The sequence below is a fragment of the Maricaulis salignorans genome (genome assembly GCF_900103475.1).
Lineage (GTDB): Bacteria > Pseudomonadota > Alphaproteobacteria > Caulobacterales > Maricaulaceae > Maricaulis > Maricaulis salignorans.
Genome location: NZ_FNHG01000001.1, coordinates 275,335 through 289,581 on the forward strand (window position 1 = coordinate 275,335; position 14,247 = coordinate 289,581).

Genomic DNA, 14,247 nt, shown 5'->3' on the forward strand with positions numbered 1-14,247 from the left:
AGCGACTCCCTATGTGGCACGCGTGTGCCGACTTCCTGTCAGTGTGGCTAGCACACACTATTCAGACTCTCCAGCACACCCGAACGGGCGGCCTGCGATAACTCCCGGGCGCGCTGTCTCATATCGGTGCGCCGTTTCAACCCGTCCTGCAAACTTTTGACCGCCCGTGAGGCATCCGGACTTGCGCCCTGCTGCAACAAGCCGGTTTCTCCGATTAGGCCGAAGAACCCGTGCATCTTGGCGTCCCAGGCGAGGCCGACCGGGACCCCGCCCAGAGCATAGGACAGGATATTGGCATGCAGGCGATGAGCAATGACCCCGTCAAACCCTGCGATAGATTGTGCGAGCATCCGTGGGGAGGTCGGGGCTGGTGCCACCTCAACCCGGCCCTCCAGCGCTTCAAAGGCCGTAGCGTTGAGGGCTTTTGCGAGGAAGGCCTCATCTTCGAAGGCGCCATTCGTGAACAGAACCGGGCAGAAGCCGCAGGCGATGAGGTTTGATGCCAGTTCGGCCAGGGAAAGGATAGCGTCGCGTTCGGAAACTCTTGCGTAATCTCCATGGGCATGGAGCGCAGCAGGATGGGTGACACCGAGCCCGATACGCCCGGTCTCATTCCCGGCAGCATTCAGTCCAAATGTCTCCGCCGCCATGAAGGCGGGGTCCGGAGCCACCCGGATGTCGACGGTGGAGCGCCGCAACCCGTGATCCTTGACGAGCCGTTCGAGATTGTCGCGGGACGCGGTGTCACGCACACAGATCGACATCAATTGTGAGCTGTCGAGGAGATCGGAAAACAGGACGGCCGCTCGACGTCGCCAGTTCTTCGCGACGCCGACGCCGTGAATTGCCATCGGTATCTGACGAGCGCCGGCCTGCGTGCCCAGTTCAGCCAGCTTCACCGGGAAGTTCATATGGGCGTCCGAGAAAAGCTGGCCACCTCCTACCAGTATCGCGCTGGTCGCTGGCAAGATGTGCTCAAGGCGTGGCTTCAGCCGCGCGCGGACTTGATGGCGGATGATTTGTTCGCCGGCGAGCTGGTCAACTGGCGGGGGCAGCAAGTCCAGCAATTGCAGCAGGTTATGCCGGAGGGGCGAATAGGTTCGAGGAATGTCGGCGCGGCCGGCAAGGTCAATCCAGGCGGGCTCGGTCGATGGGTCATGCTGGCGAACAGCCTGGTCCATGCACACCGCAATCGCTCCGTCCCCGAGATTGGGACTGTACATAACCGCGGCGATGGCCAGTCGAGATCGCGTGCTCATGGGCATATCATTTCGGTCGCAACCCGCTCCGCCTTCGCTGACATCCGAGAAGGACAGGATGTAATCAGCCCGTGTAAATTAGGCATTAAGTCTATTGCGACACACAAGGGCTGGGGAAACAAAGACATGAACCAACCAGTCCTGAGCCCAAGGCCTGACGAGGTGCGCGATGTTTTCATCGTGACCGCGCTGTGTCTCCTGATCCAGATCGCCTTGCAGACCACATTTATTGTCACCGACTTGCGGCCTGACGAGTATAAATACATCGGCGCATTCAATGAGTTTTTCTTCGGGACCGATGCCGCTGGGCAGGTTTCGACGGCGCTGGTCAGGCTCATTCTTCTATCGATTTGCGTGGTGCTGAGTCTTGTTTTCTACCGCCTTGGCCTGATCGACAAAAACACGCTGGTGCTGGCCTTGGTCTGGCCGATGACGACCTTCCTCTTCAGCCGGATCCACATCGAATTTCTGGTGTTCCCGTTTTGCCTGATGGCGCTGAATGCCCGGATCTGGGTGGATGTGGCGGTCATTCTGGTTCTGGTCGGGTTGGGTTTGTTCCTGAGAGAAAACAATTTCTTCGTGATCGCCATATTCCGATCGATCATCGTCGCGCAAAAAGTTCGCTTCACCTGGCTGGCGCCATCGGTCTTTCTGGCATTTGCGGTGAGCCTCAATCACTTGCTCAATATGGGAATCGCTCAACGAATTCCCTTGCTGGGTCCCGAGTTGCAGCGGTTCAACTGGACCCGGACAGTCGTCAATCCGGAATATAATCCGCTGGAAACGCTGGTCGTGTTCTTCTCGTCCATGCATTTCTTCACTCGCCATGATCTCGCCTGGTATGTGGATGCCGTATTCACGGCCATGGTCCTGGCAGTCCTCGCTGCAGACCCGGAATCGCGGCGGCGCCTTTTCAAGGTGCGCCACTATGTTTTCGCATTTGCGGTTACACTGATCGGAATGGGTGAAATCACGCACGCCTTTCAGAATGCGCGATATTATTTCTTCTTCATCCCCTTGCTTGCGGTCATGCTGACGCGGCGAAATTTTATCGCGATTGCCTTGCTGGGGTTGGCGCATACGGCGATCAAATCCGTTGAGGCGGCGATCTATTGATTGTCGGGTGCTGCGACACTTTCGAGTGTTTCGCGCCAATCCGAAAAATCCAGGCCGCAGACCTCTTCCAGGCCGATCACCTCGTCATGGAATTGCCGGACCAGATCGGCAATGCGCGGTGTCATACGGGCATCCTGGGATGACGTGCGCGCGCTGCCGCCCTGGAACAGTAGACGCTCAACCAGCGGATGGGATTTGACCGAGCCGACCAGGCTCTGAAGACCGGCATCGCGCAGGCGCCAACCGGCTGATCGCAATATACGCACCAGACCGGCAGACCGCGCAGAGCTTCCTTCAAGGACTCTGTCTTGATAGGGAAGGTCGGCGATGAAGCGGATGCCGAGCGCGTCGGATACGCTCTGGCCAAACTGAAGCGGGTCACTGGCAAGGTCTTCAAATTTCAAAATCTTTATTCGATCCCGGCCCAGCAAGTTGATCGCTTGCTGCACGGGGCGCAGGTAAAGACTATGGGAGGTGAGCCCGGTATGGGTTTCCAGCGCCGCGTCAAGCGAGCGTGTGGTTTTGCCGATGCGCTGCAAATAGCGGTGATGGGAGATCGTTCTCAAATACGGATTGCGCAGGAAAATCAGAAAAACGGCATCATCTTCAAAAAAGTTCGCAATGCGCTCCAATGCCACGGGACTGTAAAGATAGTCGTGACAGATCTCCCCCACTCTCGGCGCATCGAGCCCCTCAAACTGGCGCGTGTACCAGTCGGTTCCGCGCTCAAAATAGCGATCGAAAAAGAAAAGCTCCTTGGAGGTTGGCAGCCCTGTATCGGGGTGAAGTGACAGGAGGCGGTGCAGCCAGGTCGAGCCGCATTTGTCTCCTCCAAGGTAAAGAAAATTCGGCTTCATCGACCCACCCGATCAGATCAACCCGACCCGGATGCCATGGCGTTGCCATATCCGGATATAGGCTGCGAGATTCCACATGATGCTGTGCAAGGAGACGGCCACGGCCACCCCCAGCACGCCGAAAGCGAAACCGAGGATGAATATCAGGATTGTGGAAATGGCCGCCGAAGCGGCGAGAATCACGAAAAGGCTACGCTCATCATGGAGGGATTCCATCATTTGCGCAGTTGGCCCGCAGACGGCATTGGCCGAAAAACCCAGCGCCAGGATCAGCAATACTGGTCCGGAACCGGCATGCTCCTGCCCGAAAATTGACATCACCCAACCGCCCGCCAGTGCAAAAATGACAAGCAGGCCTGCCAATGGTAGGGCGGCGAGCAGAGTGACAAGGCGACTTTCGGTCTGAAGTCGGTCGAGATGGTTTTCGGCCTTCAGCCGGGAGATGGACGGGGCAATGACAAGATTGGCAGCCATCTGGAATATCTGCAGCAACATGGCCGTGCGCAGCGCGGCGAACAGACGCCCGGCCGTATCGACATCAAGGATAAACCCTGCGGCAAGGACCGAGAGGTTGGGGATCAGGGCTTGTATGATCGCAACGCCCCACAGGCCGGTTGAGGCTGTCAGCCAGACACGGGCGCGATCCTCCGCCGCCGGTGTGGCAAATCCCGGTCGCAGGTGCGGGAGCCAGACCTGCTGTGCCAGGAGCAAGCCTGCCAGCGACAGAACGAGAGCGGCAAATATGCTTTGAGCGGACATCCATGTGGCGCCGGCTGCCCCGACGGCAAAGGCGATCACGAGAATCCGCCAGATCAGGTCCCGGGGCGCCAGGGCGCGAATGAAGATCCCGGCCGAGCGTGCTGTGCTTTGCTGATATTCGGCGAGTGCGAACAACCCCGCAGCGGCGGTCGCCCATAGCCATAACCCGGCTGGAAGGGTGGTCGGCCAGACGGAGGTGGCGAGAAAGCCGAGGGCGCCGATCAGGCTTGTCACGAGGGCAAACAGCAGGAGGGCGCGCCGATTCAGGGCTCCGACCGCTGCCTGCTTCCCCGCCGCGAACAGAACGGGCGCGCGTCGGAGGATATAGGCCTTCTGCCCAAATCCGATAATTACGGCGGCCAGTGTTGCGGCGGAAAATGCCAGGCCGAAACTGCCGAACGCCTGGGCGTCCAGTGCGCGGGCGATCGCGATGAACATCGCATAGGACAGCCCGGCTGCGCCCAGCTTGATGAGGAGCACGATAGCGGTGCGACCGATCAATTCAGGTTGGGCGCGGACGCGTTCGCGCAAGGATCTCAGCCGGCCCAGCAACATTATTGCCAATCAGCCCCGTGCGGCAAAGTTTGCGATCTGACGATTGACCACATTTCCTTCGTGAAACGGTCTTCGGTGAAGTTCGCCGCGGCGTCCGTGAATGCCGCTGTGTCGCAGGAGTCGAGACCGCTGGTCTCGAACCGGTCGATCGCGGCATTCAGTCCGGCTGCACTGGGGTCATCATAGAGAATTCCGGTCTGACCGTCGGTCACCGTATCGCGGACCCCACCGCGATTGAAGCCAATCACCGGCCGGCCCGACGCCAGGGCTTCAACCGGCACAATGCCGAAATCTTCTTCGCCCGGGAAGATCAGCGCCTTGCAGCGTGAGAGATGATGTCTGAGCGTGTCAAAATCGGTCTTGCCAAGAAATTCGACCGTTGTTCCGGCTGATTTCTGCAAGTGTGCGACCGCTTTGTCCGGGCCACCGATGACTTTGAGTTTGCGGCCGGACTGCCGGAATGCATCGATGGCGATGTCGGGCCGTTTGTAAGGGGCGAGCTCGCCGAGCCAGAGATAGTAATCGCCACGCTCCTGAGGTTCGACGGGCGAGAATGCGGCTATATCGACGGGCGGGTGAATGACTGAGGCGTCACGACGCCAGTATTTGCTGACCCGATTGGCGACATGGTTTGAATTGGCCACGAAATGATCAACCCGCGCCGCGCTCGTAACATCCCATTGGCGCAGGCGGTGGGCGATGTGGGGCATTGCGATTCCGGCCAGCAGGCCAGCCGATGACTTATAGGCGTGATACTGGTCCCAAATATAGCGCATCGGCGAATGGCAATAGCAGATATGCGGCGTGTCGGGCGGAACGATGACCCCTTTGGCCGGCCCGGACTCGCTGGAAATCACCAGGTCGTAGCCGGTCAGATCGCAGGCCTCGAGCGCTTGCGGCATGAAGGGCAGGTATTTCTGGTAATGACGCTTCGCCCAGGGAAGCCGGCTTATGGATGTCGTCAGAATGCGGTGTTGCTTCAAAAGGGGTGACAATTGCTCGCGGTCCACGACATGGGTGAGGATGTCAGCCTCGGGAAACATCCGGCACAGGGCCTCGAGTACTTTCTCGCCACCGCGCATGCCCACGAGCCAGTAGTGAACCAGGAGGACGCGTGGCTTTCGGCTTGCTGCAGCCATTTGATTTCATCCCCTGAACTGGTGGCACCATCCCTGGACACCGGGGCCATCCACACAAGCGAACGGCGGGTTCAAGGAGAACCCGCCGCACTTAAGTCCAGTTTGGAGCCAGCGTCCAGACCGGGCGGGGCCCGGTCTGGAAACACCTTCATCAGAAGGTGTAATAGTCTGGTCCATCATAATCAGACGAGATCATGTCGCCAACTGAACCAAGGGTCTGGTTCAGTTGTTCGAACTCGATGAAGCCTTCCCCGATGCCCGACTTGAGGTCGAATATCATTGCAGGACTGCCTGCAGCACCGCCGGAAAGTTTGAGCTCAGCCGCTGCTGGCGCAGCAAACAGGAACTCCGACCCGTCCATCTCCGTCTGGTAGTTCCAGCCGGCGATGGTCAGGGTGTCTCCGCCGCCCAGATCGATGACCGTATCGGCACCGTTCAGCGATGCGCTGTTGAAGACGTCCACCGCGCTGGAGACACCGGCAACACCGGTCAGGTCAATCGTGTCGGTGCCATCCTCGAAGTCCAGGATGGTGTCGGCACCATAACCGTCAGCGAAGACGAATGTGTCTGCGTCTGCGCCGCCACTCAGTGTGTCATTGCCGGTTCCGCCATCAAGCGTGTCCGTGCCGGCACGACCATAGATGCTGTCGTCACCTGCGCCGCCGACAAGGACATTGTTACCGCTCAGGCCATCGATGAAGTCATTGCCGGCACCGCCGTCCAAATTTACATCGACACCGTTCCGGCCTTGCAGCACATCGTCGAAGTCGGAGCCGATCACCGCCTCGATATCGCGCAGCTTGTCGCCCTGGGCATCGCCGCCGGAGTTCGCACCCCCGCGCCACAGACGTACATCGATACCTGCGCTGGAGCCGGAATAATCCACCGTGTCGAAACCGGCATGGCCTTGCAGGCTATCGGCACCGGCGCCGCCAATCAGGGTATCGTCACCGTCACCGCCGAGGAGGATGTCATCGCCATCGCCGCCGGACAGTGAGTCAGCGCCTCTGTCGCCCCGGAGCTTGTCAGCGCCGTCGCCGCCGATCAGCCTGTCATTGCCGTTATAGCCCCAGATCTCGTCATTGCCGTCACCGCCATCCAGGGTCACGTCAACGCCATTCTTGCCTTGCAGGAAGTCGTCGAAATCCGAGCCAATCACGGCCTCAATGTCGCGCAGCTTGTCGCCATGGGCATCGCCACCGGAGTTGGTGCCGCCGCGCCACAGACGCACATCAATGCCGGCACCCGAGGCGGAGTAATCCGCTGTATCAAAGCCGCCATGACCCTGCAGGCTATCGGCACCGGCACCACCAATCAGGGTGTCATCGCCGTCACCGCCAAGGAGGATGTCATCGCCTTCGCCGCCAGACAGTGAGTCATTGCCGTCATAGCCCCGGAGCTTGTCGGCTCCGTCGCCGCCGATCAGCGTATCATCGCCGTCATAGCCCCAGATCTCGTCATTGCCGGCACCGCCATCCATGGTGACGTTGATACCATTCTTGCCCTGCAAGAAGTCGTCGAAGGCCGACCCGGTCAGGGATTCAACATCGCGGATGATGTCGCCCTGGGCATGGCCGCCCGAGTTTTCGCCCCCGCGCCACAGACGAACGTCAATGCCCGCATCGGAACCGGAATAATCGATCATGTCGACTTGGGTGCCGCCGCGGATGATTTGTCCGCCAGCGACGGATTCGAAGGTCCGCTCACCGGTGTCGGTGATGTAGGTATTGCCTTCGATCGTGCCGGGCAACGGCGTGTCGACATAGATGGCGCCAGTGTTTGGGCTACCGGCAGTTTCGCCGTCGAAGACGTTGTTGCGGATATCCGTATTGTCTTCACGGGCGCGCAGTGCGGTCGCATAACGGGCGGTGAAGCCGGTGAAGAGGTTATCCTCGATCACTGAGTTTTCGGCATCAATGGTGACCAGGGTATTGCCCTGTTCGCCGCCTGCATTGGTGCCACCGGCCGTACCGGACACCGTATTATTGGTGAAGGTGATGTCGGAAGCATTCTGTCCATTGCCGCCAATCGTGACCAGCTGGCGTGGGACATTATTGCCAACGTCAAACTGCGTCGCAAAACCATTGTCGCTCGGCTGGGCACCTTCAAAGGTCTGACCGGTGAACTCATTATTGTCGATCAGCAGATTGGTGACGGCTGCCGCGTATTCCGACAGCAGGGCCGCATCGCCGCGCGCTTCAATGATATTGCCCTGGATGGTGATGCCATCCTGGTCGCCTTGCAGATAGATGGCTGCATTCTCGATGGCGCCATTGCCGTTATTGCCCTGGACGGTGAAGCCCTGGCCGGTGGCACCGATCTGGACGGCGCCGGCGTTCGGATCAACTTCGATTGCACCGAGCGCACCATTCTGGCCATTGATGATCGTTGTCGCGGCACCATCGGACGACAGCAGGGTGATCGCTTTGTCGATCACGATGTCTTCGTCATACGTGCCCGGGCCCACGATGATGGTGGCACCGGCATCGGCCGCATCGACGGCAGCCTGGATCGACATGCCGGCGTAGACGTAGAATGTGTCGCCCACCGCGCTGGAATCGACATTGTCCGGCGTTGTATCGGTGTAGATGACCGATGATTCAGGATTTGTCAGGGCCAGAGCGAAGGCTTCCGCGTCGGCCGCATTTCCGAACATGAAGTGGAAGTGATCGCCGGTTTCACGGTGGTCTGGATTGAACACCATGTAGACCGTGTCGTAGATCGCGCTGAGGTCGATATTGGTAACCGTGGTGGGAACGCCTTCAAGGAGCTCCTCTTCCATATAGATGCCGGGGGCATCGTCGGTGGTGAATGTGCCGGCGAAGGTGACGTCATCAGTGCCAGGCTCGTAGGAGCGACCGGCAGAATAGAGGCCCACAGCGCCCCAGTTATTCCCCGTCGTGGTGATGTCGGTGAATGTGATGCCGGTGGAATCGGTGACGCCGAAGCCGACGCCGCTGGTGGCGAGGCCATCAGCGGTCACATTGGTGAATGTACCGCCATCGAGGCTGTTCATGTCCACTTCCGAACGGCCAGCGCCGGAAACCGTCATATTCTCCATCGAGAAGTTGACAATCGCATCTTCAAAGACGCCCGAACCCGGGTCGATCTTCACGCCGTAATGGGTTGTGTTGCTGGCATCGATCGACATCTCGGAGAGCGAGACATTATCGGCCGTGACGTGGAGGCCATAGCCCGCGACACCGGTTTCAATAATGGTCGCGCCATCGCCCGCACCGATGATGGAAATCTCCTTGTTGACGTTGAGAACGCCGGTCTGGACATAGGTGCCGGCACCGATGGTCACGGTATCGCCGTCCACCGACGCGTCGATGGCTTCCTGGATGGTAGCGTATGTCGTGATCACGCCGCCCGATACCAGGTTGATTTCGCCAGCGATGTGGGCAAGGCGGCCCAGATCAAGGTCGGCCGGGGAGATGCCTGGAATATTGGCCAGGTCCCATTCAATACTCGCCTTGATGTTGGCGGTGGAATTGCCATCCGGCAGCGGGCGCGCGCCGTAGGCCTGTGCGTCGACCGAGCGGGGTTCGGCGTTCAGATCGCCAATGCCGTCACCTGTGACGTCGACATTGTTGGCAGGGTCATCGCTGCCGAAGCGCCAGGCGATGGGACCATCGCCGAGATTGCCGAGAATGTTGTCGTGGTAGGTTTGGCCAGGCTTTGGAGGGCCGCCGCGATCCTTGGCGATATCCATGATCGGCGGGTTGCCCGCTTCCAGATAGTCGACATAGGCATTGGCCAGCTCAACAAAGAGGGTGTTCACGGCCAGCGCGAGCTGACCCATTGTGGTCGCGCCACTCTGGAGCGTCGCGAAATAGCCGGGAAATTGCGAAAGGACATTGATGAACTCACCGGAAGTTGAGACCGGTGTGTCGTCTTGGTAATTGCCGCCGGTGCTCGCAAGCGACGGAAACGTCACATACGCCGCATCGAGTTCAGCCCACGCGTCAATGAAATCCTGAGATGTTGTGAAAGCCATAACCAGTCCCCTACCCTACTTTTTTTGCATCTTTGCAGCGACAGACCCCCTGACGCTCGTTACTTTTCAGGGAACGGCAACGCACTGCAAGAGTCAATGATTTATTAAGCAATTTCAGGGGCAAGAAAAGCGAATCAGCTTTTTTGGGGAGCTAAGTGGTTGATTTCCTGTCACTCCGGTGCGCAAGTCGAGCGCGCGTCTGGTTAAACCTTACCGGGTGCCAAGCTGATGTTTTGTGTTGACATTTCGCCGCGCAGGCGAGCCCGGGTTTCGGTGCTCGCGCATGGGGGTTGCGGGCATCATTTGCGCGCTAGGGTCGCGCAGGCGGCGTGCTGCCCTGGTGCGGGTGTGCCCGCTGCGGGGTCGCTGTTGAGGCTATAGAGGCGAAATTTTCGTGGGAGCTCGTCCGGGATCGAGCAATCGGACAAGCCGCCCCGACGTGTCGGCGGATGGTGCGGAGTTGTCTGCCGCAGGGGATCGCGACGTCTTGTGGTTTGGCTGAGGCGCCCAAGGTGGCGGTTCCACCAAAGGCGGGCGCCGGGCTTGGGCGATCCTGCGAGGCGGCCCCGGGTGGGCGCAGCCCTACGGCATCAGGGCCAGCGAGCGCCACTCCAGCAGGCTGGGTCCGGACTGCACGGCTCGCCAGGTATAGGGCGCTTCCGTCCACGGGAGGATCCAGGGTGTTTCATTGTCCAGCACCACATCTGCGCCATCCAGGCGGACGATCAGGACGGCGTGGTGGCCCGTGGCGTATGAATCGACAATGGCGATCGCGAGCGCCTCGGGTGGCAGGCCGGCGCGGATGAGGGCGGCCCGCTTTTCCAGCGCATAGTCCTCACAGTCTCCGTAAATCTGACCATCTATAGTGCCGGCCCCGTCGCTCAGCGGCATCGCCCAGCGCTCGGCTTCGCCGTAAATCTCCTGGTCGGAGCGCCAGCGCAGGGCCCGGTTGACCTGTCGGTTGACGCTCTCCAGCAGGGCCATTGTGTCGGCATCCGAGGATATGCGCCGGGTGTTCGAGCTGGCCGTTGAGGCCGGTGTCGCAAGGTCAATCACCGGTGGAGGGGGTGGGCTCGCAACCTGACTTGAATCAGAAAGGCTCTTTGCGTGCGACGGGTCTGAGGAGGCTCGCCCGCCTGTGGCCACTTGGGGCTGCTCCTCGCTGGCCGCAACGGCGATCCCGGAGGATGATCCGCAAACTTCCGGCTGCTCCTGGCAGAGGTGAAGTGCGCCTGCCGGTGGCGTGACGGGGCCTGCCAGCATCATCGGACCGGAGGTTGGGGTTGTGGTTGTGCACGCGGCGCCCAGGCCGGCCATGCTGCATACCGCTAAGGTCAGAAGCGCTTTTCGCCCGCTGGCAAGTATATTTGCAATAACCACAGTCCACACTCCCAATATTCTTTGGGCTTGTTTGTGGCATGTCGGAATTTCAATATGTCTAAGCTACATGGTTAATTGATATTATCCTTATCGTTCAGTATTCAAGTCGTCTGTAGTTTGTTTCAAATTTGACGAACGGGATAAAGAATTTGTTCAGAACTCAAAATTGGCGGGCGGCACTGGCTATTTCCCGGGAGGTCGCCTAGCTAGACGCGGACGTTCCGGAGCATCAGAGTGATTGGTTCATTTCTTAAGCGGTTTACTGGCGAGCGGGCGGGTCCTGCCTTGCCCGGCACGGTCTACGCCGTTGGCGATATTCACGGGCGCCGGGACCTGTTGCTCGAGCTCCTGGCGATGATCGATAGCGATGACCCTGCGGGCACGGCGGATCTGATCTTCCTGGGCGACTACATCGACCGCGGGCCTGAATCGGCCGGCGTCGTGGAGGTGTTGTTGTCTGATCCCCGGGTCAGCCGGCGGCGCCCGGTATTCCTGAAGGGAAATCATGAGGCGACGTTACTGGCTTTCCTCGAGGATGCCCGGCACGGCGCTGCCTGGCAGCGGTTCGGGGGTACGGATACTTTGCTGTCATATGGGGTGAGGCCACCGCGTGGTGCATCGGACGACCCCGCAGCCTGGGAACACAGCCGCCGCCAGCTGGGTTCGCTGCTCCCCCCGTCGCATCTTGAATTCTTCCGTGACCTTGTTCTGTTCGAGGAAAGGGGGGGCTATTTCTTCGTTCATGCGGGCATAGACCCGGCGCGTCCGGTTCTTGCCCAGAGTGAGGCAGAGTATCTCTGGATCCGGGACGCTTTCCTGCAGGATGACCGCAAACTCAGCCATGTTATTGTCCATGGCCACACGCCTGAACCCAGTCCTGTCGCAGACCGGCGCCGGGTCGGAACCGACACAGGTGCCTACGCATCGGGGGTTCTGACCGCTGCCCGGATCGATAGCGCCGGGGTCCGGTTCATCTCCACATGACCGGGCTCGAGCGGGGGACGAAATCCCGGCCCGGTTCCGAGCGTGCGCAAGGCGCCCGTCCAGTGCCGGCCCCCGCGCTTCCCGGACGCATCCCATCTTGGGCAAAGAGCTGAAGCGTCGGCTATGTTGAGACCTCGAAGCTCACGCGCTACATCCCGCGCATCAGCCTGTCTTTTTGCCGGCAGGCCTGTCACGTTTGTGCGCCGATCGTCACTGACGGTCCTCACCTTGCGGTAAGCTATGACGAGTTCAGCAAAATCCTATGCCCCGCTGTTCCGGATCGATCCGGGATTGAGCCTGTCCTTGCAGGAGCAGATCCGACGGCGTGTGATGGAAGCGATTGCCGCGGACATATTCCCGGCCGGGCGCAAATTGCCGTCATCGCGCAAGCTCGCCAACGAACTGGGTGTGTCCCGCAATACGGTTTTCCTGGCCTATCAGCAATTGATCGCCGAGGGGCATCTGGAAGCGCGGCAACGTTCGGGTATTTATGTTGCCGAGGCGACCGCGCCGGACCGGAAAATGTCGCTGATCGCCGGTCCGGAGGACGCCGGGGAGGGGGCAGCGGCGACGCGCTTTCTGCGCGGTGTCCGGCCGCCGTCTCATGGTTATAAATGCCCCCCAGATTGGCAGAAATACCCCTTCCCCTTCATCGAGGGGCGCTATGACAAAACGCTGTTTCCGATCGCGGAGTGGCGGGAATCCAGCCGCCTAGCCCTGGCGGTCAATGAGGTTGAGGAGTGGTCGCTCGACAATGGCGAGGTCGATGATCCGGCCCTGATCGAGGAAATCCGCACCAAACTGTTGCCCCGCAGGGGCATTCGGGCGCGGCCGGATGAATTGCTGATTACCGTCGGCGAACAGCAGGCCTTCTTTCTCGTTGCCCAATTATTCGCCAATTCCAGAACCCGGGTTGCGCTGGAAGAGCCCGGCTTGCCTGATTTGCGCGAGATGTTCGCCATGCATGGCGCGCAATTGCATCACCAGCCGGTCGACGATGAGGGTCTGGTTGTTGATGACCGTCTGCCAGGGAATGATATCGTCTATGTCTCGCCCAGCCGGCAACGCCCGACCGGGGTAACCATGTCCATGCGCCGGCGCGAGGCGCTGCTTGCCATGGCCAGCGAACGCGATTTCCTCATTCTGGAAGACGATTTTGAGTGCGAGATGAATTATCTCGGCGACGCCTTGCCGGCCCTCCGCAGCCTCGATCAGGAGGGGCGGGTAATCTATATCGCGAGCTTGTCGAAAGTCCTCGCGCCGGGCGTCCGGCTTGGTTTCATGGTTGCGCCGGCGCGTATCATCAATGAAGCCCGGCGCTTGCGTGACCTGACGACGCGTCGTCCATCGCCAAACAACCAGCGCGCAGCGGCCTTCTTCCTGTCGCTGGGGCATTATGATGCGATGCTGCGCCGTCTTCGGCGGGTCAGCGAAGAACGGTTGATCGCGCTGCAAAATGCGTTGAACCATTACCGTCCGTCATCAATCGCTGTCGCGCCGGTAGAGGGCGGCACAACATATTGGGTCCGTGGTCCGGCGAATCTCGACGCCCGCGTGCTGGTTCATGCCGCAAAGGCGCGTGGCATACTGATCGAGCCTGCGGATGATTGGTTCGCCCTGCCCGACGGGGCGAAGAATATGTTCCGCCTCGGCGTGACAGGACTTCCGGCCAGCGAAATCCGGGCCGGAATTGAGGCCCTCTCCCAGGTGATGTTGGAGCTCGACTCTGCCGCGCCAGCCGCAATGGCCGAATCCGGAACGGGCTGGCTCGGGCCGGAAACGCTCGAGGCGGCGATGAGCAACGCTACGCTGCTCTACAATACGGTCTATGGAGAACTCTGCACGATTATGCTCGCCGCGGATGGCAGCATGACCGGCCGGTCCGGCTATGGCGCCGAGGAGCAGGATAGCGGCCGCTGGTGGGTCGAGGGCGATAGATGGTTTCGCCAGTGGCGTAACTGGGCCTTTGGCGAAGCGATGGGGTTTCACGTCCGTATTTCAGGCGATCGCGTCTCCTGGCTCGACGAGCAGGGCCGCGTGGTCGATTCCGCCGTTCTCAGTCGAGATCCGGTCGAACCCGCCGATCCGGCCGGCCAGAAGACAAACCCCTGACCCCGTGAACTGGCCCCATAGTTGGTCCCGATCTGGCTCTAAGTCAGCAAAGGCTTCGCTGCCATGGTCGGGAAAAGGCGAAGTGC

General features: G+C 60.2%; 9 protein-coding genes. 3 read left to right on the forward strand and 6 right to left on the reverse strand.

Annotated elements, in window-relative coordinates:
• Positions 1–47 precede the first annotated feature (47 nt).
• A complete protein-coding gene (locus tag BLT42_RS01235; RefSeq protein WP_091765535.1) occupies positions 48–1,265 on the reverse strand; it encodes a polysaccharide pyruvyl transferase family protein in 1,218 nt (405 codons plus the stop codon).
• Here BLT42_RS01235 and BLT42_RS01240 point away from each other — a divergent pair.
• The gene (locus tag BLT42_RS01240) at positions 1,158–2,375 is read left to right on the forward strand and encodes a hypothetical protein (protein WP_143023991.1); all 1,218 of its coding nucleotides are present in this window, start codon (positions 1,158–1,160) and stop codon (positions 2,373–2,375) included. The two genes, BLT42_RS01235 and BLT42_RS01240, sit on opposite strands and share 108 nt — an antisense overlap.
• Here BLT42_RS01240 and BLT42_RS01245 read toward each other — a convergent pair.
• The 5 genes from BLT42_RS01245 to BLT42_RS15200 form a co-directional block, all read right to left on the reverse strand.
• A complete protein-coding gene (locus BLT42_RS01245; RefSeq protein WP_091765542.1) occupies positions 2,369–3,232 on the reverse strand; it encodes a sulfotransferase family protein in 864 nt (287 codons plus the stop codon). The genes BLT42_RS01240 and BLT42_RS01245 overlap by 7 nt on opposite strands.
• A 12-nt stretch (positions 3,233–3,244) precedes the next feature.
• Positions 3,245–4,546, reverse strand: a complete 1,302-nt coding sequence (locus BLT42_RS01250) for a lipopolysaccharide biosynthesis protein (protein WP_091765545.1) — start codon at positions 4,544–4,546, stop codon at positions 3,245–3,247.
• Positions 4,546–5,685 (reverse strand): glycosyltransferase, encoded by a 1,140-nt coding sequence (locus BLT42_RS01255; protein ID WP_091765548.1) that lies wholly within the window; start codon positions 5,683–5,685, stop codon positions 4,546–4,548. Before BLT42_RS01255 ends, BLT42_RS01250 begins: the two co-directional genes overlap by 1 nt.
• Positions 5,686–5,836: 151 nt before the next feature.
• Positions 5,837–9,685 carry a hypothetical protein gene (locus BLT42_RS01260; protein ID WP_091765551.1) on the reverse strand — a complete coding sequence of 1,283 codons (3,849 nt, stop codon included), beginning with the start codon at positions 9,683–9,685 and terminating at the stop codon, positions 5,837–5,839.
• 582 nt (positions 9,686–10,267) lie between these two features.
• Positions 10,268–10,741 (reverse strand): transglutaminase-like cysteine peptidase, encoded by a 474-nt coding sequence (locus tag BLT42_RS15200; protein WP_233342246.1) that lies wholly within the window; start codon positions 10,739–10,741, stop codon positions 10,268–10,270.
• A gap of 558 nt (positions 10,742–11,299) precedes the next feature.
• Here BLT42_RS15200 and BLT42_RS01270 point away from each other — a divergent pair.
• Both BLT42_RS01270 and pdxR read left to right on the forward strand, forming a co-directional pair.
• Positions 11,300–12,049, forward strand: coding sequence for a metallophosphoesterase family protein (locus BLT42_RS01270; RefSeq protein WP_233342247.1), 750 nt, complete (start codon positions 11,300–11,302; stop codon positions 12,047–12,049).
• A 240-nt stretch (positions 12,050–12,289) separates the two neighbouring features.
• Positions 12,290–14,161, forward strand: a complete 1,872-nt coding sequence (gene pdxR / locus BLT42_RS01275) for a MocR-like pyridoxine biosynthesis transcription factor PdxR (RefSeq protein ID WP_091765558.1) — start codon at positions 12,290–12,292, stop codon at positions 14,159–14,161.
• Positions 14,162–14,247: the final 86 nt, after the last annotated feature.

Excerpts from the sequence above, each read along its gene's own strand:
- BLT42_RS01250 (WP_091765545.1), bottom strand. The coding sequence starts at position 4,546 with ATGTTGCTGGGCCGGCTGAGATCCTTGCGCGAACGCGTCCGCGCCCAA.
- BLT42_RS01255 (WP_091765548.1), bottom strand. The coding sequence starts at position 5,685 with ATGGCTGCAGCAAGCCGAAAGCCACGCGTCCTCCTGGTTCACTACTGG.
- BLT42_RS01245 (WP_091765542.1), bottom strand. The coding sequence starts at position 3,232 with ATGAAGCCGAATTTTCTTTACCTTGGAGGAGACAAATGCGGCTCGACC.
- BLT42_RS01235 (WP_091765535.1), bottom strand. The coding sequence starts at position 1,265 with ATGCCCATGAGCACGCGATCTCGACTGGCCATCGCCGCGGTTATGTAC.
- pdxR (WP_091765558.1), top strand. The coding sequence starts at position 12,290 with ATGACGAGTTCAGCAAAATCCTATGCCCCGCTGTTCCGGATCGATCCG.
- BLT42_RS01260 (WP_091765551.1), bottom strand. The coding sequence starts at position 9,685 with ATGGCTTTCACAACATCTCAGGATTTCATTGACGCGTGGGCTGAACTC.
- BLT42_RS01240 (WP_143023991.1), top strand. The coding sequence starts at position 1,158 with ATGCTGGCGAACAGCCTGGTCCATGCACACCGCAATCGCTCCGTCCCC.